Source organism: Desulfosarcina variabilis str. Montpellier, from assembly GCF_048565275.1.
GTDB classification, from domain to species: Bacteria; Desulfobacterota; Desulfobacteria; order Desulfobacterales; family Desulfosarcinaceae; genus Desulfosarcina; species Desulfosarcina variabilis.
This window is the reverse complement of record NZ_CP159846.1, coordinates 3,000,396-3,025,195: the sequence shown is the minus strand read 5'-3', so window position 1 is coordinate 3,025,195 and position 24,800 is coordinate 3,000,396. Positions and strand designations below refer to the sequence as shown.

At 50.5% G+C, this 24,800-nt stretch carries 25 protein-coding genes; 12 read left to right on the top strand and 13 right to left on the bottom strand.

Features of this window, described 5'->3' with window-relative positions; translation table 11 throughout:
* Positions 1 to 27: 27 nt before the first annotated feature.
* Together Dvar_RS13505 and Dvar_RS13500 are read right to left on the bottom strand one after the other, a co-directional pair.
* The gene (locus tag Dvar_RS13505; protein WP_419662229.1) at positions 28 to 1,362 is read right to left on the bottom strand and encodes a sensor histidine kinase; all 1,335 of its coding nucleotides are present in this window, start codon (positions 1,360 to 1,362) and stop codon (positions 28 to 30) included.
* Positions 1,363 to 1,429: 67 nt separating this feature from the next.
* Positions 1,430 to 2,107: a winged helix-turn-helix domain-containing protein gene (locus Dvar_RS13500; RefSeq protein WP_419662228.1), complete on the bottom strand. Its 678-nt coding sequence runs from the start codon at positions 2,105 to 2,107 to the stop codon at positions 1,430 to 1,432.
* 345 nt (positions 2,108 to 2,452) lie between these two features.
* On the opposite strand from Dvar_RS13500, the gene Dvar_RS13495 reads away from it, so the two are divergent.
* Together Dvar_RS13495 and Dvar_RS13490 are read left to right on the top strand one after the other, a co-directional pair.
* On the top strand, positions 2,453 to 3,055 hold the full coding sequence (locus Dvar_RS13495; protein ID WP_419662227.1) for a hypothetical protein: 603 nt from the start codon (positions 2,453 to 2,455) through the stop codon (positions 3,053 to 3,055).
* Positions 3,039 to 3,443, top strand: coding sequence for a GatB/YqeY domain-containing protein (locus Dvar_RS13490; protein WP_419662226.1), 405 nt, complete (start codon positions 3,039 to 3,041; stop codon positions 3,441 to 3,443). The genes Dvar_RS13495 and Dvar_RS13490 overlap by 17 nt, the downstream gene beginning before the upstream one ends.
* 156 nt (positions 3,444 to 3,599) lie before the next feature.
* Here Dvar_RS13490 and Dvar_RS13485 read toward each other — a convergent pair whose 3' ends face one another.
* The 4 genes from Dvar_RS13485 to Dvar_RS13470 form a co-directional block, all read right to left on the bottom strand.
* A complete protein-coding gene (locus tag Dvar_RS13485) occupies positions 3,600 to 4,850 on the bottom strand; it encodes a NupC/NupG family nucleoside CNT transporter (protein ID WP_419662225.1) in 1,251 nt (416 codons plus the stop codon).
* 214 nt (positions 4,851 to 5,064) lie between these two features.
* Positions 5,065 to 5,322, bottom strand: a complete 258-nt coding sequence (locus Dvar_RS13480; RefSeq protein ID WP_419662224.1) for a hypothetical protein — start codon at positions 5,320 to 5,322, stop codon at positions 5,065 to 5,067.
* A 4-nt stretch (positions 5,323 to 5,326) separates the two neighbouring features.
* Positions 5,327 to 5,662, bottom strand: coding sequence for a divalent-cation tolerance protein CutA (gene cutA, locus Dvar_RS13475; RefSeq protein ID WP_419662223.1), 336 nt, complete (start codon positions 5,660 to 5,662; stop codon positions 5,327 to 5,329).
* 130 nt (positions 5,663 to 5,792) lie between these two features.
* Positions 5,793 to 6,191, bottom strand: a complete 399-nt coding sequence (locus Dvar_RS13470) for a hypothetical protein (protein ID WP_419662222.1) — start codon at positions 6,189 to 6,191, stop codon at positions 5,793 to 5,795.
* Between the two features lie 173 nt (positions 6,192 to 6,364).
* On the opposite strand from Dvar_RS13470, the gene Dvar_RS13465 reads away from it, so the two are divergent.
* Both Dvar_RS13465 and Dvar_RS13460 read left to right on the top strand, forming a co-directional pair.
* Positions 6,365 to 8,401 (top strand): PAS domain S-box protein, encoded by a 2,037-nt coding sequence (locus tag Dvar_RS13465; RefSeq protein WP_419662221.1) that lies wholly within the window; start codon positions 6,365 to 6,367, stop codon positions 8,399 to 8,401.
* Positions 8,370 to 9,047 carry a response regulator gene (locus Dvar_RS13460; RefSeq protein WP_419662220.1) on the top strand — a complete coding sequence of 226 codons (678 nt, stop codon included), beginning with the start codon at positions 8,370 to 8,372 and terminating at the stop codon, positions 9,045 to 9,047. Before Dvar_RS13465 ends, Dvar_RS13460 begins: the two co-directional genes overlap by 32 nt.
* 1,127 nt (positions 9,048 to 10,174) lie before the next feature.
* Here the strand turns inward: Dvar_RS13460 and Dvar_RS13455 are convergent.
* Positions 10,175 to 12,514 carry a helicase C-terminal domain-containing protein gene (locus tag Dvar_RS13455; protein ID WP_419662219.1) on the bottom strand — a complete coding sequence of 780 codons (2,340 nt, stop codon included), beginning with the start codon at positions 12,512 to 12,514 and terminating at the stop codon, positions 10,175 to 10,177.
* A gap of 185 nt (positions 12,515 to 12,699) precedes the next feature.
* Between Dvar_RS13455 and Dvar_RS13450 the strand changes: the two genes are divergently transcribed.
* The 6 genes from Dvar_RS13450 to Dvar_RS13425 all read left to right on the top strand — a co-directional run bounded on the left by Dvar_RS13450 (position 12,700) and on the right by Dvar_RS13425 (position 17,672).
* A complete protein-coding gene (locus Dvar_RS13450; protein WP_419662218.1) occupies positions 12,700 to 13,659 on the top strand; it encodes an aldo/keto reductase in 960 nt (319 codons plus the stop codon).
* Entirely contained in the window at positions 13,653 to 14,486 is an 834-nt protein-coding gene (locus Dvar_RS13445; RefSeq protein WP_419662217.1) for a rhomboid family intramembrane serine protease, read from the top strand. Before Dvar_RS13450 ends, Dvar_RS13445 begins: the two co-directional genes overlap by 7 nt.
* A gap of 211 nt (positions 14,487 to 14,697) precedes the next feature.
* Complete coding sequence (locus Dvar_RS13440; protein WP_419662216.1) at positions 14,698 to 14,994, top strand: AF1514 family protein; 297 nt, start codon at positions 14,698 to 14,700, stop codon at positions 14,992 to 14,994.
* Between the two features lie 378 nt (positions 14,995 to 15,372).
* On the top strand, positions 15,373 to 15,795 hold the full coding sequence (locus tag Dvar_RS13435; RefSeq protein WP_419662215.1) for a universal stress protein: 423 nt from the start codon (positions 15,373 to 15,375) through the stop codon (positions 15,793 to 15,795).
* Between the two features lie 30 nt (positions 15,796 to 15,825).
* The gene (locus Dvar_RS13430) at positions 15,826 to 16,836 is read left to right on the top strand and encodes a helix-turn-helix transcriptional regulator (protein ID WP_419662214.1); all 1,011 of its coding nucleotides are present in this window, start codon (positions 15,826 to 15,828) and stop codon (positions 16,834 to 16,836) included.
* Positions 16,837 to 16,880: 44 nt separating this feature from the next.
* Positions 16,881 to 17,672, top strand: coding sequence for an amidohydrolase (locus tag Dvar_RS13425; protein WP_419662213.1), 792 nt, complete (start codon positions 16,881 to 16,883; stop codon positions 17,670 to 17,672).
* Between the two features lie 20 nt (positions 17,673 to 17,692).
* On the opposite strand, the gene Dvar_RS13420 is transcribed toward Dvar_RS13425, so the two are convergent.
* From Dvar_RS13420 to Dvar_RS13410, 3 genes are all read right to left on the bottom strand, one after another.
* Entirely contained in the window at positions 17,693 to 18,229 is a 537-nt protein-coding gene (locus Dvar_RS13420; RefSeq protein ID WP_419662212.1) for a PilZ domain-containing protein, read from the bottom strand.
* A gap of 33 nt (positions 18,230 to 18,262) precedes the next feature.
* A complete protein-coding gene (gene rnhA / locus Dvar_RS13415) occupies positions 18,263 to 18,982 on the bottom strand; it encodes a ribonuclease HI (protein ID WP_419662211.1) in 720 nt (239 codons plus the stop codon).
* 179 nt (positions 18,983 to 19,161) lie between these two features.
* The gene (locus tag Dvar_RS13410) at positions 19,162 to 21,051 is read right to left on the bottom strand and encodes an ATP-binding protein (RefSeq protein WP_419662210.1); all 1,890 of its coding nucleotides are present in this window, start codon (positions 21,049 to 21,051) and stop codon (positions 19,162 to 19,164) included.
* 617 nt (positions 21,052 to 21,668) lie between these two features.
* Here Dvar_RS13410 and Dvar_RS13405 point away from each other — a divergent pair.
* Together Dvar_RS13405 and Dvar_RS13400 are read left to right on the top strand one after the other, a co-directional pair.
* Positions 21,669 to 22,031: a PAS domain-containing protein gene (locus Dvar_RS13405; protein ID WP_419662209.1), complete on the top strand. Its 363-nt coding sequence runs from the start codon at positions 21,669 to 21,671 to the stop codon at positions 22,029 to 22,031.
* The gene (locus Dvar_RS13400; protein ID WP_419662208.1) at positions 21,988 to 22,257 is read left to right on the top strand and encodes an ATP-binding protein; all 270 of its coding nucleotides are present in this window, start codon (positions 21,988 to 21,990) and stop codon (positions 22,255 to 22,257) included. The genes Dvar_RS13405 and Dvar_RS13400 overlap by 44 nt, the downstream gene beginning before the upstream one ends.
* 17 nt (positions 22,258 to 22,274) lie before the next feature.
* On the opposite strand, the gene Dvar_RS13395 is transcribed toward Dvar_RS13400, so the two are convergent.
* From Dvar_RS13395 to Dvar_RS13385, 3 genes are all read right to left on the bottom strand, one after another.
* On the bottom strand, positions 22,275 to 22,499 hold the full coding sequence (locus Dvar_RS13395) for a hypothetical protein (RefSeq protein WP_419662207.1): 225 nt from the start codon (positions 22,497 to 22,499) through the stop codon (positions 22,275 to 22,277).
* Positions 22,500 to 22,579: 80 nt separating this feature from the next.
* Positions 22,580 to 23,041, bottom strand: coding sequence for a universal stress protein (locus Dvar_RS13390; protein WP_419662206.1), 462 nt, complete (start codon positions 23,039 to 23,041; stop codon positions 22,580 to 22,582).
* Positions 23,042 to 23,145: 104 nt separating this feature from the next.
* The gene (locus Dvar_RS13385; protein ID WP_419662205.1) at positions 23,146 to 24,702 is read right to left on the bottom strand and encodes a glycogen synthase; all 1,557 of its coding nucleotides are present in this window, start codon (positions 24,700 to 24,702) and stop codon (positions 23,146 to 23,148) included.
* Positions 24,703 to 24,800: the final 98 nt, after the last annotated feature.

The following is a 24,800-nucleotide window of genomic DNA, read 5'->3' as shown; positions in this document are numbered from 1 at the left end:
GAGAATCGATGAATCCAAATCAACGGGCTAGTGGACATGATGGTCAGGTAAACTGACCGTGAAAACGCTTCCCTTTCCTTTGCTGCTGACCACATGAATTTCACCGTGGTGGGCACGGGCAATGGCCCGGGCAAGGCTTAATCCCAAACCGGAACCACCGGCTGTCCGGCTTTGATCGCAGCGGAAAAAGCGATTGAATATTTTGGAAAGATCTTGATTGTCGATACCAATCCCACTGTCTTTGACGGCAATATTGATCTGCTGTTTGTTGCCTGGCTCGCGAAATACGCGGACATCGACATGTCCCGGTGGTGGTGTATACTTGATTGCATTGTCAAAAAGATTGGCCATTGCCCGTTGAAGCATTTTGAGGTCCCCTTCCACCATCAAGGCTTCAGGCGTATCGCAGGAAAGGGTGAGTCCTTTATCTTCGGCCAATGGGGAAAACAGCTTAACCGCGCCACGCGCCACCTGTGCGATATTAACCATTTCCAGGTTGAGATCACCGGCACCGGCATCGGTCTTTGAGATCATAAGCATGGTATTGATCATGTCCAGCAGCCGATCGCACTCTTCGATGGTGTTGCCGGCCAGGGAAATCAGCTCGTCGCTGACGCCTGCCTCCCCGGAAAGACTGAGTTCAGCCATTCCACGAATCCGGGCCACCGGACTTTTCAGATCATGGGCAATATTATCCCCCATCTCGCGAATTCCAACAACCAATTTTTCAATTCGATCCAGCATTTGGTTGAAGGTTACCGCCAACCGATCAATCTCCTCGTGGCGGGCCATGATCGGAACGCGCCGTCCAAGATCGGACTCGGAAATCTGCCTGGCCGTTCGGGTGACCGCCTCCACACCGGACACCGCCCGCCTGGCCATAAACCACCCCACAAGCACCGCTGTAATGATCAACGCGGACATGGTGACGAAAAAAATCCGCTTGAAAATCGCAACGAATGCAATGTCGGTTTCCATGGAATAGCCAAGCTGGACCACAATTTTGTGGCCAATCACCCCATAGGCGATGCGAACCCGGTCATCTCGCCCGGGAATCGACAGGGTCTCATATACCCGGCTCCGGCTGGTCATCAATTGCCGAACCGCTTTGCGGTTGATCCCAATGGCTCTCCAATAGGACATGTTGGACGAAGAAAAAGCCACCCCAGAGGCATATAAAAGCCGGAAAAAGATCTTTTTTTCCCCAGCCGCCCGGGATTCGATCAGTGCCGCTTCCTTGACCTCATCAAGGCCTTGTAAATTGTAAATGGCCTCGAATTCGGAGATTTTTTGGGACAGACGGTCATCCAGCTGTTTTTTCAGATTCGTAGTGATCAGCACATAGAAAAAGAGAAAAGCCAAGCATGAAGATATCGAAAAAATCAGGCCGTACCAAAGTGTCAGGCGAAAAGAAAGGGTTTGTGGCAGCCTAATCATTCTGCCGAAGGACATACCCCACCCCACGTACTGTATGAATCAGCTTGTCATCAAACTCTTTGTCCACCTTGTCCCGCAAGCGGCAGATGCGCGCCTCGACCACATTGGTCTGCGGATCAAAATGGTAATCCCAAACGTGTTCCATAATCATGGTTTTGGATACCACGCGTCCCTGGTTGCGCATCAGGTATTCGAGCAAAGAGTACTCAAGCGGTTGCAGATCGATTCTTGTCCCTCCCCGGCGCACTTCCCGCGCCAGCATATCAATACTCAGGTCACCGACGGATAACCGTGTGGGTTCTTTGGCCCCACTAGAACGACGAATCAGCGCCTGAACACGAGCCAGCAGTTCTGAAAATGCAAACGGCTTGCTCAAATAATCGTCGCCACCGATCTGCAGTCCTTTCACGCGATCATCAATGGCGTCCTTGGCACTGAGGATAATCACAGGTGTCATTACCTTTTCCCGGCGCATTCGGCCAATCAAAGAAAAACCGTCCATCCCGGGCAGCATAATGTCAACCACTGCAGCATCATACGGCTCGCTGAGGGCTAAATCCAACCCGCTGTTGCCATCTAAGGCATGATCCACGGCAAACCCCTCTGCCTTAAACCCTTTGGTAATAAAAGAGGCAATTTTTTCGTCGTCTTCAATCAGCAATAGTCGCATCTCTACTTATCCTAATTTGCGAGCCAAAAATAATATCGAGACTATAATTGCAGCGGCCAGCCTTTGCAAGGGCCATGGTTGGTGAAATAATATAAATGCGGCATCTTAACCCTGGCTACGCAATTTTCTTGACAAAATGGATAGCCGTTGAGACTAATGGCCTCCAGCAAAGGTACCTGAATTGAGCGATTAGCCTTTTGCTGTTAGCGATTAGCAAAATTGTTTCAAAGGGTTACCGTATGTTGGCATTTATCCCAGCAGGTGAACATCAATTTACTGATAAATGCCAAGCAAATAATGGATAGTTGCTAACCGCTCACCTTTAAACCGTTACCGGGAAAATCCATGAAAACAAAGCCATTATCCGTTAGATGGCAGGGAACGTTTATCGAACTGTGCCTGAACCGCATCAGCCAGACCGAAAAAGCGCGAATTGATGCCGTCTTGACAGATTCCGAAAAAATAGCTGAATCGGCATGGTATGATAATCAATTTCTCCTAAAATCACTGTTTGGTGCGGATAACTGGTGGTCTGTTGACAATATCGATCATTCCATGGGGCTTGTCTTTTCAGACCGATCGCTTTTAGACAGCAAGCTGTCGACCATTCGTTATACCCTTGCCGGCGCTGCGGTGACCGTCGACCCGGATGCGCTGCAACTAAGCTTCTATGCACCGGAACCGATTGAGGCCCCATTGGCGGCCACCGATCAAATTCTTTGCCACGGTACGCTCAGGCAGGTAGAAATGCAGCTTGATGTCGACATTGAGCCGCCCTTTGATCCCAGCCTGTTCACACTCTCTTTCTTACACTACCCGGACTACGGCTATATCCTCATTGACATGGACTATGACGGACACGATGATATCCAATTTAAATGGGGAGAAACCAACTACCTGAAACCGCGTTTTTTTGAGAAGGATCATTTCAATGACACTGCAAAATAAAATCAAAGATGACTTAAAATCTGCCATGAAGGACCGCGACGAAAATAAGAAAGAAACACTGCGGGTCATCATGGGAGAAATGGCCCGTCTGGACAAAAAAGAATTTTCAGACGATGAGGTAATCAAGATCTTAAAGAAACTGGTTAAATCAGAAAAAGAGATGCTGGAAAAAACCGGCCAGGATCAGACGTCGCCGTTTATTACCGTGATTGAAACGTACCTGCCGAAAATGGCTGGTGAAGAGGAAATTCGCCAATGGATCGCCACCAATGTTGATTTCGGCAGCTTTAAAAACAAAATGCAGGCCATGGGCGTTATTATGGCCCATTTCGGTGCATCGGCCGACGGCAATCTCGTAAAAAAGGTCCTGCAGCAGTATCCCGCCTAAAAGCCTGTTTGAAAACCCCGTCTGAGACCCGCTTACGGCGTTGGGAAACATCTCAAAATAATATATGCGACGCTTTTGAGACGTTTCCCGCCTTGTTATCGGGCCTGATCCAGACTTTTCAACCAGGCTTTAATCGTATCCTTACCCTGGAAATTTTTATTTCGAAAACGTTAAGAGACCCACCACGGTACCGGTCATACAGGTTGCCAGGGTTCCCGCCACCACCGAGCGCACACCCAAAGCAACGATCTCACTGCGCCGTTCCGGTGCCATGGTCCCCATGCCACCGATCATGATTCCCAAACTGCCGGGATTGGCAAATCCGCACATGGCGTAGGTCATGATGAGCATACTGCGATCGCTCAGGGTGCCCGGAGACAAACGGCAAAGTTCCAGGTAGGCAATGAATTCATTCAATACCGTTTTCATGCCCATCAACCCGCCAGCCACCGGCGCTTCCTGCCAAGGCACCCCCATCAGCCAAACCAGTGGCGCCATCAGCCCCCCCAACATGCGTTGGAGGGTAATGGGCTTGCCGGCCACATCGGGAAATATCGCGAGCAAAGCATTGACCAGATACACCAACGCCACCAGAACCACCAGCATGGCGATAATATTGATCAAGAGTTCAACCCCTTGCAATGTCCCGCGGGTAATGGCGTCCATGCTGCCGGCATCGGGGTGCTCGATTACCAACGTCCCACCAGTAGGCGTGTCTGTTTCCGGAACCATCACCTTGGCCACGGTAACTGCCGCGGGTACGCTGATGACGGATGCTGTCAGAATATGCCCCATGATATCGGGAATCACCGTCCCCAGCACACTGGCATAAAGCACCATGACCGTCCCGGCAATGGTGGCCATACCGGCGGTCATCAGGGTGAACAATTCGCTATGGGTCATCTGCGCCAGATAGGGACGGATAAAAAGCGGCGACTCCACCATGCCCACAAAGACATTGGCAGACACTCCCAGTCCTTCAGCCCCTCCCAGGCGCATGGTTTTTCGCAGACACCAGGAAAACCCACTGACGATCGCCGGCAAAATACGCCAGTAAAACAGCAGGGCCGAAAGCGCGCTGATGATCAGCACCAATGGCAGGGCCCTGAAGGCCAAAATAAATGTAGCGCCAGGATGGGTTTCGCTGAACGGAAGCGTCCCACCGCCCAGGTAACCAAAGACAAAGGATGTTCCGGCCGTCGTGGCCGCCTCCAGGGCTATCACCCCCTGGTTGAGCGCCAGAAAAAGCTTCCGGAAGACCACCACTTTCAAGAGGATCAGGCCGATGATCAGTTGAGTTCCGATACCAATGACAATAGGCCTTACCCGGACCTGTCTTCGATTTTCACTGATCAGCCAAGCCAACACCGTGAATGTCACCAGTCCGGCTAATCCTTGAAAAGCCATGCCTTTCTCCCATATCCCCTTAGAGCCTGTTTGATAAATCCGTCTAAGGCCCGCTAACGGCGTTGGAAAGTGTCTCAAAATGCTCACATATTACATATATGCTCCGCTTTTGAGCCACTTTCCGCCTTGTTATCGGGCCTGATCCAGACTTCCAAAACAGGCTCTAAGATACTGTTGGAACAGTTAGGCGATTGCCCCGGCAGCCCCTGTCCCCTTATCCGCCGTCCCGGATCAGTGCTTTGGCGACAGTGATATCATAAGCCCGATTGGGATCGAAACGGCCTCGATTCTCATAAAGCACATTGGCTTGTTGGATGGCACTATAGGGGACCCAACCATGGTCATTCCACATCTTGGGATCGTCATCATTTCTCATTCTGAATTCGATATCTCCGTCTTTTTCACGGACATACATACGGACGCGTTTGTTGTCTAAAAAGGGATGGTAGTAAATACCAACGTTATCTTTCATATCGCTAATCATCCTTTTCTGGCGACAGATCTACCTGCGCACCCACCCAGTCCAAAAATGCGTTGTTGCCACCGGATACCGATAGTTCAACAATACACGGACAGTCATAGCTGTGAATCGCCTTTACCGCTTCCACCAGTTCTGGCAGACAATCGGCGTGCGTCTTGGCGATCATCACCACCTCCCGCTCGTCCTGGAGCGTTCCTTTCCATTCATAAATTGAGTGCATCCCGTCAAAAATGTTCACACAGGCAGCAAGTCGCCGTTGGATTAAGGCTTTGGCGATTCTGGACGCTTCGTCTGCATTACCGGCAGTCATATAAACGATGCTAATGGCCATGATCGTCTCCAATGGGTATCCACAACAGGACAACCGCTCTTGGTTTTTTTATTTTTTTCCTGTATGCAATCCGTACAAATGGCTTTTGGCATTCATTTTTCCACTAAGCAATGATAGTTTTCACAGTCCCTTAATACATTCCTTTTTCCTGAAGCAACGCAGCCGCCTGTCCGCCAAGACGGGTGACCAGGGTCAGTGCTTGGGTCAGGTGGAAGGAGGTTTCCTGGGGGACGCCCGATTGAATCATCACGAGGGCCATGTTGATTTTCTGGTTGATTTCAAGCCAATGTCTGTCACCGGTTATCCTGCCAGCCAAAAGGGCTTCGTCACCAACCAGTTGGGCCAGCGTGCGCAAAAGCCGCATGCCATGTTGCCGGGCGGCATCATCCATGGCGGCAACCTGTTCGGAAACTTGACAGACCCAAATCAAACCGGATTTCACTTTTTCGCTTTGTGCGTAGGTGATCACAGCCTGTCGGCTTTCATTTGCTTTGTTATCCGCTGTCACCGCCGGCTTGTCATTGACCATCGATTACCTACCTTTTTGCGACCCTGCTTGATAATGGTATGTTGTTCTATCGAATATTTGATTATTTTCAAAGTTTTTTCTTTTCAGGCTAGAGGTTCTGGGATAGCTTTAGTGTTTGTCATACCACATCGACTTTGACTCAGCGGCACCCAACCATAGGAAAAATAGCTTTAATGAATGCGCCGAGCCGACTCAAATTTCTTGCCATGCCATCCAAAGTGTATCATAGCGCCGACGCACCCGGTTTCCATTTGGAGACACCATCCGCTGACCACCGCCCCCCACAAGAGGTCCTCAAAGAACGGGATCTTCAATTATCAGCCATTATTGGGGCCTTTGACGGTTTTGTTTATGTGTGCGACAAAAATTACCGCATCGAGTTTATGAATGATCGGTTGATTCAGCGCACGGGATTCGATGGTACCGGCCAGTTATGTTATAAAGTGCTGCACAATTTGGATGCGGTCTGCCCCTGGTGCCGTAACAGCCACGTTTTCAAGGGTGAAACGGTGCACTGGGAGGTCAAAAGCCCCAAGGACCAGCGTTGGTACTTTATCATTGACACCCCTGTTTTTCACCCGAGCGGCAGCATCTCCAAATTCGGCATGATCATCGATATTGACCACCGGAAAAAAGCGGAAGAAGAACTGGAGCAGCACCGACGCAATCTTGAGGAACTGGTCCGTTCCCGTACCCGTGATCTGACGCTGATTAACGAACATCTGATCAACGAGATAGAAGAACGAAAAAAAGTTGAAAAATCCCTGAGGGAGAGTCAGGAACGTCATCGTATTATTTTTGACGGTTCCCGGGATGCCATTTTCATTAGTGGTGCGGATGGTTCACTGCTGATTTTCAACCGCAGCGCATCGCAACTCACGGGATACCAACCACATGAGCTTCAAAAACTCAAAATGTTCGATTTGTATGCCAAGGTAAACCCGGAACGGCACACTGATTTTTTCAAGCGCCTTTTGTCCGGCCAATCCATCTCTGGCGAAGTTCAAATCGACCGCAAAGATGGACGCACCATATTCGCCGAATTCAGCAGCCGCAAAATTGTGTACAGCGGCAAGCCCTGTGCTCACACCATTGCCAGGGATATCACGGCCCGCAAAATGTCTGAAGCGGCCTTGCGTCGCAGTGAGGCAAAATACAGGCATTTGGTCCAAAATGCCAGCAGCATTATCATCCGTTATGATCAGCTTGGCCATCTCACGTTTTTAAATGAATATGCACGCAAGTTTTTTGGATTTTCCGAAAGCGAAATTATTGGTCTGAACATCTTAGGGAGCATCATTCCCTGGCGTTCATCCTCAGGCAGGGATTATCGCGCCCTGATGATCGGGTTTCTAAAACATCCGGAACACTATCCCACATATGAAATGGAAAATGTGCGCCGAGACGGCTCGCGAGCATGGATTGCCTGGACCAACAATCCCATTCGGGATAAAAAAGGCAATATTATTGAAATCCTGAGTGTCGGTGTGGATGTTACCCAGCGCAAACAGGCTCAAGAACAGGTTCAATTTTTGACTCACCAATTGATCAAGGCGCAGGAGAACGAGCGACTGAAGATTTCTCAGGATCTTCACGACCACATTGCCCAAGATCTATCAACGCTTAAAATCAGCCTGGAAACCTTGTTCAAGGATCAAGGGCCGGAAACAAAAGTTAAAATCGCAAGCCTTTCCGACATCTTGCAACGCTCCATCGCAGCAGTCCGGGACATGGCTTACGATCTCAGACCGCCGGGATTGGATCAACTGGGATTGGTGAAAACACTCTATCTATACTGTGAGGATTTTTCCAAATCCAACGCTGTGGAAATTGACTTTGCGGCTGCCGGCATGGATGAACTGAATCTTGAATACGAAACCGAAATCAACATCTACCGATTGATCCAGGAAGCCCTGAACAACACCAAACGTCATGCCGAAGCCAACCAAGTGACCATTCGGTTAGTCGCATCCTCACCGGATATCGTTCTTCGCATCAAAGACAATGGCAAAGGCTTCGACGTCAACGACCGACGTAAAAAGGCGTTGAAAGAAAAACGGATGGGCCTGCAGAGTATGGTGGAGCGGGTTCGATTGCTGCAGGGTAAAATCAACATCCAATCCCGACCCAACAAAGGCACCTACATTTTGATTGAAATTCCTTTGAAGGAGAAATCCGTTGACTTCCCAAAAAAGCATTCTGATTATTGATGATCACCCACTGTTCAGAGAGGGGCTAAAATCCATTATTGCCAGCGACAAGCACTTTGTGGTCGAGGGGGAGGCCGGAAACGCCCGTGACGGGTATGCGATGGCAAAAAAAATCAAGCCCGATGTTGCTTTGGTGGACATTTCGCTGCCCGATCAAAGTGGCATGCAATTGACGCGACGTATCCGGGAATCCCTTCCCAACACCCGCGTCATGATCGTCAGCATGCACTCTAAAATCGACTATATCGTCGAAGCCTTTCAGGCTGGTGCAACCGGCTACGTTGTTAAAGAATCGGCTGCCGGCAGATTGGTGCAGGGACTCCACGCGGTAACCGAAGGTGAATATTTTTTAGACAGCTCCATTTCCCATGAAGTGGTTGAACGCCTGATGAGATCACCGGTTCGTGAAGCTCGCGTGAGTGATAGTGACTATGGGCGTCTCACGTCTAGAGAACAGGAAATTATGCGGATGCTGGCCGAAGGTCTTTCAAAATCGGAAATTGCCGATCGCTTGTGTATCAGCATAAAAACAGTTGAGAATCACCGTTCCAATATCATGAAAAAACTCGATCTGCACAGTGCCATGGAGTTGGTCCGTTACGCGGCAAAATTGGGCCTGATCGACATCGATTTGTGGAAAGAGTGATATTTTTTAAAAAAAACATGGTATTTTTTCCTAAAAAACAATTTTTTTTTCCCGGATCGGGAAAAATTTACAATCTTTGGAAATCTTGACGAATCTCCCATAAACGATCCTATCCTTTTTTGCCTGTCCAGATATTTTCTCACCACTTGGGATTTTCTCCCGGGAAATAGTCAAAATCCCTAAAAAAATGAAAGATTCACCCTATAGACTTTTTTCTTTATGCCGATAATATGAGTAAAAAGTGAAAAGTTGATGATCTTTAAGGGGTGGACATCAGCTTTCGCTAAAAACAAGACAGTGGGTAAGTTTAGGGGTTTTTAAGCGGCCATTATCCATGACAGCAAAAATCAGGTCAGGAAAGGAGCTAAGCATGATATCTTCTCCGTGTAAAAATTGTGAGAGAAGGAATGATCCCAAAGACGAATGTTTAAAGCACTGCAAAATCCTGCACGATGTACAGGAATTTCATCTGATGACTGCAAAAAGTACCTGTTATAGTGCAATCGACTGCACCGAAGAAAGCCGCTACAGCGTCAAATCACCTTCAGCGGCCATGATAACCCCGTATTAACGACCCGTTGTTCCGGTTCGTGATGGTCAGGATCATGCCATTGGTTCGGCCGATGCCGGTGGATATGTTTAATCCGTGATTATTGCCGGCAAATGATCTAAATTGCCAAACGTCAAGGTTGGTAGTCGTTAAGCGTTGTACGTTTAAAAGTCCATCCTTCGACCGGGGGACTGAACTCGTCGAAACAAAGTGGACGGTATTTTTCGTGCCGTTTGTTCTTGATTGCACCCCTATCTAGCACAATCGAGTTAACGATAATGGATCAATATCGATTCCCCCTGCCAGACCACCAAGCATCATTTGGTTCAAAAAGCCAATCCTCTGAAGAGGTAGCGCGTCCAAAAGACGCGGAACAGAAATGGTCGACCGGACATGTGGATATTATTGCCCTGGTCCGGAGTTTACAGCGAACGGCGGGAATGACGGATTGTTTTCGCATGGGCAATGAGGATTGCGACGTCATTGACTGTGACTGGCGCAGCTATTGCCTGGGAAAACCGGCCTCATCACCTAAAAAATAAACGAGACCCAAGCCTGATTTCCGCTAACATACCGTTTAAGTGCTGGATGACCAGAAAGGGGTGAGGTGCGTCTTGAGCTGGTGGGGTGAATTGACACACCGGATCATCCACTGCGACGGCAATAACAAACGATAATCGCTTCGGCAAAACCGCCTGTCCACCAAAAGGATCGCACCACGATCCTTATCGGAACGGATTACTCTGCCAGCAGCCTGCAATACACGGTTGATTCCCGGAAACCGGTAAGCAAAATCAAAACCTTCACCGTTTTGATCAAAATAGGCACGGATCAAATTCCTTTCCGGGCAAACAGCGGGTAATCCCACACTGACAATCACTGCGCCACTTAACCGATCGCCCATCAAATCGATACCTTCGCCGAAGATCCCCCCCATCACGGCAAAGCCGACCAGTGTCTTTTGGTTATGGGCGGAAAAACGGTTTAAAAAACAGGTTCGCCCCTTATCGTCCATTTCCCGCTCCTGAACGATAAGGGAAAATTTCGTTGACCATGATTCGATTCGCTCTACAGCCATGGCCATGTATTCATAGGAAGGGAAAAAGCAGAGGTAGTTCCCTTTCTTTGAATGGATAAATGTTTGTATCAATTCAACAATCCGATCGATACTATGCGCTCGTTGGGCATAGGTTGTGGATATGTTGCCAGCAATGAAAACGTTTAGGTGCCGGCGAGGAAATGGAGAAGGAATCGACAGTTTCGTAGCTTTGGAATCACAGCCCAGGATGTTTTGAAAATAATGGGCGGGTGTCATGGTTGCGGAAAATAAAACAGTGGTCCGGCAGCGCTTTAACGCCGCCTTCAGATGCCTGGAAGGATCGATGCAAAACAGCTTCACAATAAAATCATTTTTCTTTGTTTGATGCAAAGTGACATAGCTGTCATCATATCTATCCAGTACCCGCAAAAATCCATGGGTCTCAAAATAACGTTCAAGCAACAGCTCACGGTAAGGTGCCGGCTGATTTTTGGCCAGCCAGCGTTCTGCCAGTCTGACGAATATGCGTAATAACGGTTCGATTCCATCGGGTGGGTGCCGGTCAGATTGAAAGCCGCCGTTTTCCAGTGTCGCCTTGGCGGCGCTGCGCATCCACGTATTGATCTTTCCGGCGGCTTTGTAAACATCGGGAAGCTGGCCTTTCACTTTTCGGCGCAGCTCGAGAAAATCGCCTTTTTGAAGCTGAGCAGAGAACATCTCACGGGATCGGTCCACCAGATTGTGGGCCTCATCAATTAAAAACGTATAAGCACCGTTTTCTTCATCAAAAAAACGTCTTAAATAAACACGTGGATCGAAGGCGTAGTTATAATCGCAGATAATACAATCCGCCCACCGGGAAAGTTCCAAAGAGAATTCAAAGGGGCACACCTTGTGAATTCGGGCCGCCGCTTCAATGGTTTCTCGATCCAGGTTGTCATGTTCAAAAGCCGCTTCCATCGCTGAGGCCAATCGATCAAAATGGCCTCTGGCATACTCACACCCATCCGGATTACAGGTCGCTTCAGGGGAAAAACAAATTCGGTCTTTTGCAGTCAGGCTAACCCGTTTGAGTCGACATCCTTTCTCTTCAAGCAGATTCAGAGCCTTAATGGCAGACGTCTTACCCGTGTTGCGGGCCGTGAGAAAAAAGATGCGGTCGGTGAGGCCTTCGCCGATTGTTTTCAACGCTGGAAATAGTGCGGCCATGGTCTTACCGATGCCTGTGGAGGCCTGGATCAGTGCTTGGTTCGCATCGCGAATAGCACGATACACAGCCACCGCCATGGTTCGCTGTCCCGCTCGATAGCGTGCAAAGGGAAATGGCAAGGCCATCAAGGTCTGGTCCCGAGCATGCCGCCAGCGGGTCAGGGCCGTGGCCCATTTTAGATATCGCTGGGTCAGGTCCTCGAAAAAGTCCCTCAACACGTCGCGGTCAAGGGATTCGACCAGTTCCAGGATATCTCCGGAATCCAGATGAACATATGTCAATTGAACGGTTACCCCATCGAGATTGCGCTCATGGGCCAGCAGATAGGCATACACTTTGACCTGCCCCCAGTGGCATGGATTGGGATCACGTTTAAGCTGATCAAGATCTTTGGTCGTGGATTTAATCTCCTCGACAACAGTGGCGCGTTCAGTCTCGAGGACCCCGTCAATGCGCCCGCCAATCGCCAGCACCAAGTCAGATGAGGATAGCTCGATCGATACCGGCACCTCGGCCTGATACCCATCCGGCCGCTGCCGCTGGATTCGTTGATGGGCGCGGATTCCCTCCAATGGCCGGCCTTGGGCGGCAAACCGCATGTCCAGGTCACCGCTACGCAGCACGTATTCAACCAGTGTTCTAACGGCAATTTGATGACGTTCTTTCACTTAAGGATATCCTTTTCCCCTGGCGCCGGCTGGACAATGCATCCATGCCACATCCGAATATGATCAACCACTAATTCCTTGCCAAGCCTCAAATCGGGAACTACTGTAAAAGATTAATATGAAATTGGTCAAGCCGAGGACCACTTGCGCTTTTGACACGATCATCAACACAAAAAGGATTGATAATGCAAACAAGAATGCTTGGGAAAACGGATATTCAGCTGTCGGCAATCATCATGGGGACTTGGCAGACGGGTAAATCCATGTGGACAGGGATCGACGATGCGCAAAGCGAAAAAGCGATTCAGGCCGCCATGGATGCCGGCATCACTACCTTTGATACCGCCGAGGTCTATGGGAACGGTCATTCCGAACGGGTACTGGGCAAGGCCATCGGCAAGCGGCGTGATCAAGTCACCCTCCTTTCCAAGGTCTTTTCCAACCACCTTGCCTACGACCAGGTGATCGCCGCCTGTAACCGCTCCCTTAAAAATTTAGGCACCGACTATCTGGATCTTTATCAGATTCATTGGCCTCCGGGATCATTCGGTGCCAAGCCGGTTCCCATGCAAGAGACGATGAAAGCCTTAACGGATCTTAAGGATCAGGGAAAAATTCGGGCCATCGGCGTATCCAATTTTTCTTTTGACCAACTCAAGGATATTTGTGCCCTGGGTCCTGTGGAAAGCCTGCAACCGCCCTACTCGCTGTTCTGGCGACACGTGGAAACCGATACGCTGGCATGGTGCCAGAGCAATCAGGTGACCGTACTGGCCTATTCCCCCATGGCGCAGGGCCTGCTCACCGGAAAATTCGGTCCGGATCACCGTTTTCAAAAAGGAGACCATCGCAGCACCAACCGCCTATTCCAAAGCGATCTCTATCCCCTGGCCCTGAAGGCACTGGACGAACTACGCCCCATGGCCGAGGAAAAAGGAATTACGCTGGCTCAGCTGGCCCTGGCCTGGATGATCGCCAGGCCGGGTATCTGTGCCATTGCTGGTGCCCGCAATGCCGACCAATCCGTCGGCAATGCCAAGGCAGCAACCGTTCATCTGTCCGAAGCAGATCTGAAAGCCATGGATCGTATCAGCCGTCCGGTCAACGATCTGATTGACGACAACCCGGTACAGTGGAAATGGTAACCAAAGGCCCCCTGCTCTGCCCAGCCTGTCACCGGTTGATCAGTGCCGATGAACCCAAGTGCCCGTATTGTGGATTGTCGTCACCCGGATCAAATCTGAGACAGACCGTATGGCTGAAGATATTCAGGGACGGCAATCGGTTGGTGGGGGCGCTGATTGCCGTGAATATCTTCATGTACATACTGAGCCTTCTCATCAGCCGGCGAGGCTTCCATGTGTCTGGAAATCCGATGATGTTTCTGTCGCCGGACAGCCAGGCACTATTTCTTTTGGGCGCCACCGGCACACTTCCCATTGATCGTTTTCATCACTGGTGGACGTTGCTATCCGCATCCTATCTGCATGGGAGCATGCTGCACATCCTTTTCAACATGGTTGCCCTGCGCCAAATTTCTCATCTGATTATTGTCGAGTATGGCACCTATCGCATGGTTGCCATCTATACCTTAAGCGGCGTGGTCGGTTTTTTAATCTCCTATGTGGCCAGGGTGCCGGTTACCATTGGCGCCTCGGCCGCCGTGTGCGGTCTGATCGGAGCAGCACTATATTTTGGGAAAAGCCGCGGCGGACATTACGGGCAGACCATCTATCGCCAGGTGGGAAGTTGGGCGCTGGGAATCTTTTTGATTGGAATCATGGTGCCGGGTATCAACAACTGGGCCCATGGTGGGGGTATGGCCGCCGGCGCCTTGCTGGCAATGCTGTTTGGTTACCATGAACGTAGGCGAGAACAATCCCTTCACCGTTTCATGGGTGGCCTTTGCCTGATCGTTACGGCTTGTACCTTGATATGGTCTGTAATCACTGCACTTCTTTTACGATTATAGGTGGGAAGTGGTCACAGGACATGAACTTACGAATCAATCGCGGTGTTTTCTGGCGTTTTCAATGGGTCAAAATAAATAACCGGTATTTTCTGAATCCCAATCATAAATTTGTGCTTTTTTGTGCACAGACTCTTCCTAAGTATTGCTTTTTTGTTCAACCCATAGTAGCTACTTTTTCTGAGTTGACCGACCCAATCTAAAGGAGACGGAAATGACAAAAGCGCCGCTGAAATACCATCTGATTAATCCGGTCAAAATCAAAACTGATCAACCAAGCTTGGATTTCCTAACGGCTCAGTCCATGGCAGAAGAAAAGGTGAAATCCCTATGCCCGGATCCAACGCTCATATCATGGTACGACGCCACCACCGGTGAATGCCATCCCCCCAAAAAAAAATGCAACGCAGGCAAACCCGGTTGGCTGAATTATGCTGAATCCTGCAATTGTGACCTCACCGTTGACATTAATGACGAACAATATGTTTTTATCTATTTGACACAACCCTAATCCGCTATTTCCTTTTCTTCAGCACCACGGGAACTGAATACGATTTTGACAATCTGTCAGGTCACCGCTATGCTCAAAGCATGCCTGTCAGCCGGCTCGTGCTCATCGGGCCAATCGACTAATGGTGTGCCTATCCAAAATACCCCGCATGCCTGTTTTTGGACGGGCACCCGTTGGTTATTTATTGGATAACGTCCCTATGTTAAGGAATAGGGATGAAATAAATTGACCCTAATTGCGCCGGGCTTGTGTTTGTCTTCAAGGCGCATTAACGGTTGCATACTCGAAGTCTGTGGCCGTTGATGCAACGCCGAAGACGGGCGCAAGAACAAGCAATTTGGGTCAATTTATAAAATTCCCGTTCCTAAGGAGGTGTTCATGTCATCGCCCACTATTTTATTACCCGTAGACGGATCAGAACATTCGGTCCGTGCGACAACCTATGCCATAAAAATGGCCCAATTGATGCTTGCGCGTCTGCTGTTGCTTTATTGTCACCGTCCCTTTCCAGTGCAGTTGGGAGAACCCTATTTCCAAAATGCCATCGATACAATTATGGCCAAGTCCCAAACGCTGATAACGCCATTCCGCGAAATGCTCTCTGAAAAAGGCGTAACCTTTGAAGATCTCATCATGGAAGGGCCGGCGGGACAAAAGATTTGTGAAATCGCTCAGATTGAAAATTGTGAAATGATCATCATGGGATCAAGGGGTCGCTCCGACCTGAAAGGCCTGTTCTTGGGCAGTGTCGCGCACCGCGTTTTACAGCAGGCGGCGTGTCCGGTATTGATTGTGCGCTGATTAACGTTTGCCAATGGGAATGGATTGTATATGGCCAGAGGCGATCAACTGAGTCGACAATGGAAGATGATTCGCACCCTGATCTCGTCCACCTACGGCAAAACAGTCACTGAGCTTGCCGACACACTGGGGTGTACGAAACGGACCGTCTACCGCGACCTGGAGGCCCTTCAGGCCGGCGGTTTCCCGATTACCACGGAAACCCGGGACAACCGCAGGTATTGGCTGATTCTGAACGCCCATCAGCAAAAAATTCCCCTGGCATTCAGCATTTCCGAATTGATGGCCCTTTATTTCGGCAAAGACATGCTCAAGACCTACAAAGGCACCGTGTTTCATGATGCCATCGAATCGCTATTATCTAAGATCAAAGCCACCCTGCCGTCCGCTTACACGGATACGCTGGACCGCATCCGCAGGCGTTTGGATGCCGGTCCTGCGCCGCGTAAGGACTACACCCCTTTCGCCCCAACAATTACTGCGCTCAACCGCGCCATCATGGATGAGAAAAAGATACACCTGGACTACTTTTCCATGGGGCGCCAAACAAAAAGCCGGCGCACAGTACATCCCTACCAGCTGCGCCATGTGGAAGACACCCTCTACCTGATCGGCTATTGCACCCTGCGCAAAGCAGTGCGGACATTTGCCGTGCATCGGATCCAATCGGTAACCGTTACTGGCGAGACCTTTCAGCTGCCGGAGTCCTTTGATTTGAAAGGCTTTTTACAAGACAGTTTCGGCATTTACCATGGGCCGCCGGTAACGGTGAGAATCCGTTTCTTGGAATCCGTGGCCGGATATATTCGCGAGCGGGTATGGCACCCCAGTCAACACTTGTCGGATCAACCGGACGGCTCGATCATCTTCACCGCCACCGTAGCCGGCATTGAAGAAATCAGCCACTGGGTGCTGCGCTGGGGGGCCGGCGCCCAAGTCCTGGACCCCGATGAACTACGCCAAACAATCAGCCGGCATGCGTCGGCCATGGCGATGTACTATCAACCCGACCGACAACGAAATACACCGAAGATCTGTTAACGCCGCCTTTTTTTCATACGCATATACCATCAATGGAGAACACCATGCAGGATTTGACCCTCGCCCTGATCCAAGCCAAGCAGGTCTGGGAGGACACCGATGCCAACCTGAATCTTTTCCAAAAAAAAATCGATCAAATCGAAACCGGTGTGCATTTGATCGTTTTGCCCGAAATGTTCACCACTGGATTCACCATGCACCCTCAGCATCTGGCTCAGCGCATGGACGGTCCTGCCATTGCCTGGATGAAGGCCTGTTCACAGAAAAAACAGGCGGATATCACAGGCAGTATGATCATTGCGGAAAAGGGTTGCTACTATAATCGTCTGATCTGGGTGAAGCCCGACGGCAGATTGTACTGGTATGACAAACGGCACCTGTTTCGCTACGCCGGTGAACACAACGTGTATTGCGCCGGTCGCCAGCATCTGTTGGTGGAGTGCCACGGCTGGCAGATTCGCCCGTTCATCTGTTATGACCTGCGTTTTCCCATATGGACCCGGAATCTCGATCTTGTTTATGATGCAGCCATTTTCGTGGCCAATTGGCCACAACGGCGCGCCCCCCATTGGAAAGCCCTGTTAACGGCCAGGGCCATCGAAAATCAGTGCTATGTGGCCGGTGTGAATCGGGTGGGGAAGGACGGCAATGGGTATTACCATAGTGGTGACAGCCGTATTGTCGATCCACTTGGGCAACGGGTTGCCGGACGAAGTGATCAGGAGGGAATTATAACCGGCGTGTTTTCCGCCAAGGTGTTGCAGGATTATCGCAACCAATTTCCGGCCTGGATGGATGCGGATAAGGAGTTGATCACCAAACAAAATCAATTGTGACGGATTCGTAAAAAAGGAATTTAACGGAACAGATACTGCCCCAGTTTACCGTAGTGATCGGTATTTTTAAAGCTCAGGCCGACAATGTTGGTCTGGATACGCCGGACCGTTCCCACCTCACGGATTTGGGAGCGGTCTTCATCGTCCAGGTTAAACTCGATCGTCAGTTTGTCTCCAATCTGGAACTCAGGGATGCTGTTCACCGAAAAACAGGCACCGGATTGAGAAATGTCCAGGACCTTGATCAGTCCTTTTACCGGATTGCCTTGGCTGTTTTGAAAAATAAACATGCCCGTCAGATTGACCGGCTTTCGAAAATGTCGGCGGCGTTCCACCAAAACCCGATAACGGTGACCGCAACTGCATTTACATTTAAGGCGGATAGCTGACCGCGTTTCGAGAAATTCGCTTAAATCCCTGATGACACCTTTGTTACAAGCCGGGCAAATGAATGTACCTTGACCATTATCATTGATAAAAACCCGTTTTTCATCCATTCCAGTCGATGGTTTTCCTGGCCGACCGGCAGTCGAAGTACCTTTCTTTTCCTGTGTCATACATCTGCATCCTGTTTTTTTGTCGCTGTTTTGCTATCCGCCTTTATATCCGGTATCCGCCGGCAACGTGGATTGGGCAGCCGCCTGCGTTGCCAGTTGATCACATCGCTCGTTGCCGGCATTGCCCGCATGCCCCTTGACCCAGATGAAACGGACATCGTGGCGGTCGCAAAGCGACAGCAGCCGCTCCCACAGATCGATGTTCAGCGCGGGTTCACCGTTACTCTTGCGCCATCCGTTGCGTTGCCATTTTTTGGCCCATCCTTTTGTGATGCCGTCCACCACGTAACGCGAATCACTGTATAGCGCAACGGCCGAGGGTGTATTGAACTGTTCCAAGCCCACAATACAAGCCAGCAGTTCCATGCGGTTATTGGTCGTTTTACGAAAGCCACCGGACAGTTCACGCGCGTCCCCATTCGAGGGAATGACCACCCCGTAGCCACCGGGTCCCGGGTTTCCTAAACTGGAGCCGTCTGTATAGATGATGATGCGATCAGAACAATCGACTGTGTTTGTGGCTGTGTTCGAGCCCGACGAACGGGTACGCGGCTTCTTTTTCGGCAAAGCCGCCTGGTTATTCGATGCATGCTCGCGAACAAAGGCGCGGGCTTCCTCAATGGTGGGAAAGCCTTTGTAGCGGGCGCCCTGAAATCCGTCGATCTGGGCATGGGCACCGGTCTTTCCGAACCACTGGGTATAGATGCCTGGCTGCCTGCCAACGGCAACAGCGTAGTATTTTTTAATTGCCATGGTTATCGGGTCATCCCTTCCGGCATACGGGATGCTTCATCAACGCATACCTGTTATATTGAATTGGTTGAGGACGTCTTATAGGCAATCACCCGGACCATGGCAATGCGTTTTTTATTAACAATTGGACAATGGCAAAAGAAGCAAGGTATTTCCGATTCAAGTTCGGATGCGCGTTTTTATGCGTTTAGGGCCTGGTGAATGTAGCGGGCCATGTCCTTCATAATGACAGGTTTAATAGCCAATTGGGCAACGCCCATACTATCGGCCCGTTCCTGTGTCATCCGGTCGGTGAAACCGGTAACCAGGATCACCGGCAGGTTGGGACGAACCTGGTGTATTTTCCTGATCAGTTCATCCCCGGTCAGGTGCGGCATGATCAAATCGGTAATCAACAGATCAAAGGCATCGGGTTGATTTTTAAACAAGCTCAACGCTTCCAGACTGTTGACGCGGGAGGTGACCCGATACCCCAGCGATTCGATCATCTGTTTGCCAAGATCGACCAGCGCATCTTCATCATCAACCAGCAAAATATGTGCGTGCCCCCTCGGCAGCGATTCTACGGCATTATTTTCGAGAAATAATGGATCTTCGACCACCGGAAGGTAAACGGTAAACGTCGCCCCCTTGCCCGGTTCGCTTTCAACGGCCAGTGCCCCCCGGTAATTGATGATAATATCATGGGTCAGGGATAGTCCGATACCGGTCCCCTTGCCTTTTTCCTTGGTGGTGAAAAATGGATCGAAGATTCTTTTTTTTACCTCGGCCGTCATGCCGACACCGGTGTCACTGACACACAATTGAACATAGCGCCCAGGCGCGATCGAATGGTGTTCGATCAACGGCGCGTCCAGGGTGATGTCCGCCAGGCGGACGGTGAGCACGCCCCCTTTTTCACGCATGGCATAGCCGGCGTTGCTGCACAGATTGACCAAAATCTGGTAAATCTGTGTGGCGTCACACAAAACGAACGCTTCCGAGTTGAGTTGCCGTTCAATGGTGATGGTCACCGGCAGGGACGCCCGGATCAATGCCAAGGCCTCATCAACGATATGCTTGATCTGAACGGGCCTCACGTCCTGTTCGCCCTTGCGACTGAAATTGAGAATCTGCTTGACCAGATTGGATGCCCTGTTGCTGGCACTGAGAATGCGTTTCAGATAGCCTTGAAGTTCGGAATTGTCTACCGCCATTTGAAGTGAAATTTCGGAATACCCCAAAATGGCGGAAAGAATATTGTTGAAATCGTGGGCAATGCTGCCGGTCAGCATACCAATGGTTTCCAGTTTGCAGGATTGGCGCAGTTGTTCTTCCAGTTTGGCAATGTCGGTAATATCCCGGGTCCGCTCGACATAGGCGGCAACCGTCTTGGGGGTCCGACCTTTTTCATAGTGCGGTGTATAGACGATATCGAGAAGCCGTCTTTTATCATCTTCAAAATTGTGCCAAAATTGTAAAGACACTTTCTCACCCGCCAAGCAGCGATCCGCCAGGGGTTTCAGGATCTGTTCAAACACCTCCGGCCCCATAATCTGGGCAACGGAACGACCAATAATATTACCGGGAGGTTGACGAAGCTGTTCGGCGTAGGCCGTACTGATCGCCTGATAGGTATATTGCCGATCGATCAGGGCCAGATAGTCACTGGAAGCGGAGATAATATGGGCATAGGTCTGCAGTGTACTTTCGGCTTCCTTTTCCATGGTAATATCACGGACACTGCCGATCAGGGCGCGGGGGCAATCGCTGCCGTTAAAAACGAGTACATGCCGGTCCCTGAACCAACGGAATCCCCCTTCCTTCAACCTCAGACGGTATTCCAGCGAAGCGCGATGAACCTGTTCGGGCTGTTTGCCTGCCAGATGGTCGAAATAATCCCGAATTCTGGAACGGTCTTCGGGATGAAGCGTTTCTGATAGCGGGCCATTATCTTTGTTAAGCCACTCGTGTATAAAAAGCGCGGGTGTTTCTTCCGTGGCTGGAATGATATAATCATAGGCGCCTTTGACGAGATTGTATTTGTAGAACGCCTCGTCAGACGATTTTATTTTATGGGCCAAGCTCATAAGCCGAAATACTCCATGGTTGAGAACCAATGCCGGCTTCATGTCCCCCGGGCATCAGTAGCAGAATTTTTTAAAGGAATGCCCTTTTATCGGGCAAAGCAATAATTCCACATTGTAGCGCAGGTACATGGCAATGCCGATCAGTTAAAATACAACCAACGATCGTTATGGCGATGGACAGGAAAATAACAGTTGGAATCGCAGCCGCAGTATTAATCTCAACACGATAGAAATTGGGAAATGGAAACTCTCATCAATCACTTTTTATACTCTATCAACTATAGTAAAGCCATGCAAGAGAGAGATTGGGGGATGCATTCATCTGATCACCATACGGAATTTCTGCTTGACCCAGGCAACCAATCAAATCTATTTTTTAAGAGCCTGTTTGATAAATCCGTCTAAGGCCCGCTACCGGTGTTGGAAAGTGTCTCAAAATGCTCACATATTACGTATATGCTCCGCTTTTGAGCCACTTTCCGCCTTGTTATCGGGCCTGATCCAGACTTCCAAAACAGGCTCTAAGCGTAAACCAAATTCCAATGACTGCCATGAATACTTATTTCGCCTCTCCTGAACGAACAACCGATAGGGAACTTGCTTTTGAGATTGATCTCGTGAGCAAGAATCCAGTCATGTCCGGTCTGCTGCACTCGATCAGCGGACTTCTGGCCATCCTGGACGAAAATCGGCAGATTGTCGCGGTCAATGATTCATTTTTAAAAATGCTGGGGATTGACGATCCAGCCCAAACATTAGGACTGCGGCCTGGAGAGGCATTGAATTGTGTCCACGCCCACCGTCCCCCTGCCGGGTGCGGCACCACACGCGCATGCTCAACATGCGGTGCCGCCATTGCCATCGTGTCCAGCCTGGAGCAAAATCAGCCAACGGAAAAAATGTGTGCGTTGGCCGCGACAAGGAACCATCAACAGGTTGGAAGCCACCCCCACAAACGGCAAGGTAAAATTCTGGATTGAGGATGAGGAAGATTTCGTATCGTTTTGTGTCTGGAATAAAGCGTTTATCCCGCAATCCGTCGCCCCCAGGATTTTTCAGCGTAATTTCAGTACCAAGGAACAGGACGGCAGAGGAATCGGCACCTATTCGATGAAACTGTTCGGAGAAAAAATCCTAAACGGGCGGGTGAGTTTTACCACCTCGGAAACCGACGGTACCATTTTTAAATTCGCCTGTCCGACCTGATGGCAGCCCTTTTGGCTTCAGAGGGCACAGCCCATTGTCAGAAACTGATCCACCAACGGTTGAAGAAACTGATGGCAAAAATGTTCCCGGATGCCGCGCTGGGGCAACTGGGGCCAATGGGGAATGTCCGGCAGGTGTTCCCTGATCAGGTTCAACGCAACAAGCGGGTTCGTGTAGGGCAGGCTGCCGATTCCAGTGGCCGCGCCGTCAGGTTGGAAAACGATCGAAGCACAGTCGTTCACAGGCATCATCTCCCACCTAAGCCCATCCAGGAATGGCCTGCTTCTGGACAAACGCCTGCCGCCGTTGGGACGGATGCCGATCACGCCGTCGATTTGACGAACCGCGAACGGATCAACAACAGCGGTCGATCGATCTGGTTCAGCACGCCGACAGCCACGCTGCCATAGAACGCTCTTTGCATGCCGCCCTTGCCATGGCTGGCCATGGCCACCAGGTCGACCGATTCCTGTTTGGCCGTATCGAGGATATTGGCCACCACACTACCTCGCCGGATCTGCATCCTGGCGATGATACCCACGGTGCGCCACTTATCAATAATGGTCTGAAAGTAGGCCTTGGTATCTTTTACCTGTTGACGATGCCTTTCCATGAATTGGTTGATATCCACCACCTCATCGTGTCCCAGCTTCAGGTCTGCCGTCTCGTCCACATACAGCAAAATAATGGAGGAACGAAGATGCAGGGCCAGACTCTCCACATGGGGAAGAATCTCCTCCGAACGCTGCGAGCCATCCAAGGGAACGAGAATGGTTTTGTACATTTGACGATCTCCTTCTCTTTTCTGCATGTTCCGGAATCAAGTTGCTTTCCATCTATCCTTATCTGTTTGTCCATTTTTCGGGGGTGCCCCTGGCGGGCATTCGATCAGGCCGCAATCTGCGGCAGGGAAGCACGATCGAGCTCAGTTTCCGGTTCCATCATTGGACGATTGAGCACACGACCATAAAGATCAATGGTTTGCCTTACCGTTTCATCGGGATCAAAGCGCGACAGACTCTCGGTCATGATTCGTCTGATCTGACAGGCCCGCCAATCCCGCGGTCGCGCATAAAAGGCCATGGCCTGGTCAACGGCCCATAGAAAACCAGCGGCATCAAAATGTTTGAATAAAAATCCCGAACCATGGCCTGACGCCGCATCCAGATGCTCGACGCAATCGTGAATGGCGCCCGCATCAAAGCCAATGGGCAGGGTGCCGTAGCGTTGACCGATACGGCACGGCAGCGCACAAGGATCAAGGTACAATGGCATGAATACAAAATCCGAACCGGCATAGGCCAACCGGTAACGCCGGGCATCGAAATCACACACCGCCACCCGGTCCCATGCCTGCAGCCGATCGATCAGGGCGCGCAGATGATCCTGGCAATCGCCCTCGGCCACCGCCACCACTTGCAACCGCTGGGTGTGGTAGCGATCCAGGATCGTTTTCAAGGTATCGGCCATGAGCCGCCATCCGGGCCGTGATCCATCCAGGCGTGTGGGCCAGAAACACACCGGAACGGTCGAATCCATGGGCAGATTCATGGCCTCCTGGAGGTACAATTTATTGTATGGTTTACCGATCGCATGGGAATCAGGGCCATACGGCCGCATTAACGCCCGATCGGTTGCAGGATTGAAGGATGGGTCTGGCGCCGGGGCAATGGTCGAGAGTATCCCGGCGTGCAGTTTGTTCAGTAATTCAGTCTTGAGCAGACAAGGCGCGGATGGTCCATTCCCGTCCATCAAGGTATTCAGAAAAGTCTGACTCAACGTGGTGGTCAGGTTGGCGGCAAACACCCCAGTGGTCAGCATATCCACCGGATTGGTGTTGCGTGTCTCCTCATAGTTGACGGGCATGCGGGAATAGAAACAATGCTGCCAGAAGGCGGCGGCATCAATCCCCCGTTCCTCAATGGTCGACAACAGCAGGCGGGGGGAGTCAAGCCGGTACATGCTAAAGATACAGGGGATTCCCATACACCGGGCCATGGCCGGAATCAATCCGGTCATCCAATCATAGCAGTGAATCAGATCCGGCTGAACCTCCGGTATGATGAGGTTGATCACCTCACGTTGGAATGCCAGGGCAATCCGGATGTTTTCCCAGTCCGTGGATAAAAACAATTTTGGATGATAATAAAAAGAGCGATCCTGGCCCAAATGAATACGGCTTTCAGGCAACGCCTGCATGCGGTTAGGCATATCAATACCAGGCATGCGGTGAGAATTGATCTTAAATACATTGCGGTAGTTGGGCATGGCCAAATGAACATCGACACCCGCATCAAACAAGGCGTGAATCTGGGCCGTGCAAATATCACCCAGCCCACCGGCCCGGGCGGAAATCGACCCGGCCCCGGGCCCCATACCGCGGGGAACGAAAGTGACTTCCGGTGTAACGACCAATACGCGAGGGGTCTTCACCTGGCTGTTCATGAGAGCCTCCTTTGTTTACCCGATAGGCAAACCAATCAACCGGTTATCCCTTTGAGGAAAGCGCTTGTGACGTTGGATAGGATAAAATCAATACGGTG

Excerpts from the sequence above, each read along its gene's own strand:
- Dvar_RS13385 (WP_419662205.1), bottom strand. The coding sequence starts at position 24,702 with ATGAACAGCCAGGTGAAGACCCCTCGCGTATTGGTCGTTACACCGGAA.
- rnhA (WP_419662211.1), bottom strand. The coding sequence starts at position 18,982 with ATGGCAATTAAAAAATACTACGCTGTTGCCGTTGGCAGGCAGCCAGGC.
- Dvar_RS13420 (WP_419662212.1), bottom strand. The coding sequence starts at position 18,229 with ATGACACAGGAAAAGAAAGGTACTTCGACTGCCGGTCGGCCAGGAAAA.
- Dvar_RS13495 (WP_419662227.1), top strand. The coding sequence starts at position 2,453 with ATGAAAACAAAGCCATTATCCGTTAGATGGCAGGGAACGTTTATCGAA.
- Dvar_RS13500 (WP_419662228.1), bottom strand. The coding sequence starts at position 2,107 with ATGCGACTATTGCTGATTGAAGACGACGAAAAAATTGCCTCTTTTATT.
- Dvar_RS13450 (WP_419662218.1), top strand. The coding sequence starts at position 12,700 with ATGCAAACAAGAATGCTTGGGAAAACGGATATTCAGCTGTCGGCAATC.
- Dvar_RS13410 (WP_419662210.1), bottom strand. The coding sequence starts at position 21,051 with ATGAGCTTGGCCCATAAAATAAAATCGTCTGACGAGGCGTTCTACAAA.
- Dvar_RS13465 (WP_419662221.1), top strand. The coding sequence starts at position 6,365 with ATGAATGCGCCGAGCCGACTCAAATTTCTTGCCATGCCATCCAAAGTG.
- Dvar_RS13390 (WP_419662206.1), bottom strand. The coding sequence starts at position 23,041 with ATGTACAAAACCATTCTCGTTCCCTTGGATGGCTCGCAGCGTTCGGAG.
- Dvar_RS13470 (WP_419662222.1), bottom strand. The coding sequence starts at position 6,191 with ATGGTCAATGACAAGCCGGCGGTGACAGCGGATAACAAAGCAAATGAA.
- Dvar_RS13480 (WP_419662224.1), bottom strand. The coding sequence starts at position 5,322 with ATGAAAGATAACGTTGGTATTTACTACCATCCCTTTTTAGACAACAAA.
- Dvar_RS13485 (WP_419662225.1), bottom strand. The coding sequence starts at position 4,850 with ATGGCTTTTCAAGGATTAGCCGGACTGGTGACATTCACGGTGTTGGCT.
- Dvar_RS13435 (WP_419662215.1), top strand. The coding sequence starts at position 15,373 with ATGTCATCGCCCACTATTTTATTACCCGTAGACGGATCAGAACATTCG.
- Dvar_RS13425 (WP_419662213.1), top strand. The coding sequence starts at position 16,881 with ATGCAGGATTTGACCCTCGCCCTGATCCAAGCCAAGCAGGTCTGGGAG.
- Dvar_RS13440 (WP_419662216.1), top strand. The coding sequence starts at position 14,698 with ATGACAAAAGCGCCGCTGAAATACCATCTGATTAATCCGGTCAAAATC.
- Dvar_RS13430 (WP_419662214.1), top strand. The coding sequence starts at position 15,826 with ATGGCCAGAGGCGATCAACTGAGTCGACAATGGAAGATGATTCGCACC.
- Dvar_RS13445 (WP_419662217.1), top strand. The coding sequence starts at position 13,653 with ATGGTAACCAAAGGCCCCCTGCTCTGCCCAGCCTGTCACCGGTTGATC.
- cutA (WP_419662223.1), bottom strand. The coding sequence starts at position 5,662 with ATGGCCATTAGCATCGTTTATATGACTGCCGGTAATGCAGACGAAGCG.
- Dvar_RS13490 (WP_419662226.1), top strand. The coding sequence starts at position 3,039 with ATGACACTGCAAAATAAAATCAAAGATGACTTAAAATCTGCCATGAAG.